Origin of the sequence: Streptomyces murinus, from assembly GCF_002154555.1 — a bacterium.
Lineage (GTDB): Bacteria > Actinomycetota > Actinomycetes > Streptomycetales > Streptomycetaceae > Streptomyces > Streptomyces murinus.
Genome location: NZ_MUNF01000814.1, coordinates 1 through 1,521, shown reverse-complemented (window position 1 = coordinate 1,521; position 1,521 = coordinate 1). Strand labels below are relative to the sequence as shown.

Annotated in this window: 2 protein-coding genes; both read right to left on the bottom strand. The window is 73.1% G+C overall.

Translation table 11 applies throughout. The features are described from left to right. Window positions 1–17 precede the first annotated feature (17 nt). Window positions 18–596 carry a PadR family transcriptional regulator gene (locus CCN72_RS35335; RefSeq protein ID WP_086812457.1) on the bottom strand — a complete coding sequence of 193 codons (579 nt, stop codon included), beginning with the start codon at window positions 594–596 and terminating at the stop codon, window positions 18–20. A gap of 78 nt (window positions 597–674) precedes the next feature. Then, a complete protein-coding gene (locus CCN72_RS35330) occupies window positions 675–1,442 on the bottom strand; it encodes a thioesterase II family protein (RefSeq protein ID WP_086812455.1) in 768 nt (255 codons plus the stop codon). Window positions 1,443–1,521: the final 79 nt, after the last annotated feature.

The window sequence follows — 1,521 nt, the reverse complement described above, 5'->3', positions numbered from 1 at the left end:
GGCCGGGCCGGCGGGGATCAGCGGTCCGGACCGAACCGGGCCAGCGTGGCGAGCACGTCGTCCAGCCAGCCGATCATCATCCGCTCGTAGGCGATGCCGCCGCGCAGCACGGCGTACTGGAGTTCGCGCTCCGCGTCGGGCGGCGCCCCGGGATCGGCCGGGCGGGCCGCGGGCTCGGGCTCCGTGAAGTCCCGTGCCTGGCCCGCGAGATAGTGCGTCAGCCGGTCGCGGTGCGCCTGGCGGTGCCGCTGAACCTCGTGGATCAGGGCGGCCGGATCGTCGAAGGCGGCGCCCCGGATCTTGACGGCCAGGTCGTGGCGGACGCTCTCCGGCTCGATCGGGTCGTGCAGCCAGGAGGACAGCGCGGCGCGGCCGAGGTCGGCGACGCTGTACTCCTTCTTGTCCGGCCGGCTTTGTTGCGGGACGTCCCGGGCGTCGACCCAGCCGTCGTTCTCCATGCGTTTGAGCACGCGGTAGATCTGCTGGTGGGTCGCGGTCCAGAAGTAGCCGATGGAGCGCTCGAAGCGCCGGGCCAGCTCATAGCCGGAGCCCGGCTTCTCCAAGAGCGACACCAGGATCGCGTGTTCGAGCGCCATGCCGTCGATCCTTCTATGCAACTCGTTGCATAGCAAGCCCTGCCCGCTCGGATGCGACGCGGGTCACCCCGGCCGCCCTCATGGCCGGACGGGCGCCTCCAGCCGGGCGGTGATGAGGCGGATGATCTCCGGCTGGTGTTCGGCCAGGAAGAAGTGGCCGCCGGGGAACACCTTCAGGGCGAAGGGGCCTTCGGTGTGCTCGGACCAGGCGGCGGCCTCGGCCACCGTGACCTTCGGGTCGTCGTCGCCGACGAGGCAGGTCACCGGGCAGCGCAGGGGCGGTCCGGGTTCCCAGGTGTACGTCTCGGCCGCGCGGTAGTCCGCCCGGACGGCCGGGAGGATCATGCGCAGGATCTCCTCGTCGCCCAGCAGTTGGGGGTTGGTGCCGCTGAGAGCGCGCATCTCGGCGACCAGGCCGTCGTCGTCGCGCAGATGGACCGTCTCGGCGCGGTGCCTGGAGGGGGCGCGGCGGCCGGAGGCGACGAGGGCGGCGGGCACGATGTCCTGGTCCCGTTCCAGGCGGCGGGCGACCTCGTAGGCGAGGGAGGCGCCCATGCTGTGGCCGAACAGGGCGAGGGGCCGGTCGGCCCAGGGCAGGAGCGCCTGGTGGACCTTGTCGGCGAGCGCCGGCAGGGAGTCCACGAGCGCTTCGCCACGGCGGTCCTGGCGGCCGGGGTACTGCACGCACAGCACGTCCACGTCCTCGGGCATGGCCCGGGAGACGGGGAAGTAGAAGCTGGCGGAGCCGCCCGCGTGGGGCAGGCAGACCAGCCGGACACGGGCGTCGGGGCGCGGGTGGAACCTGCGGATCCAGGGCCCGGCGGCCTCGGTGAGCGGGGAGTTCACGGAAGCGTTGCCTTTCGGTCGGAGTTCGGTCGGGGTTCGGCCGCCCCCGCGCGGGGCGTGCGTCGTGGGGCGAGGGGGC

Coding starts and splice junctions, on each gene's coding strand:
- CCN72_RS35335 (WP_086812457.1), bottom strand. CDS start 596: ATGGCGCTCGAACACGCGATCCTGGTGTCGCTCTTGGAGAAGCCGGGC.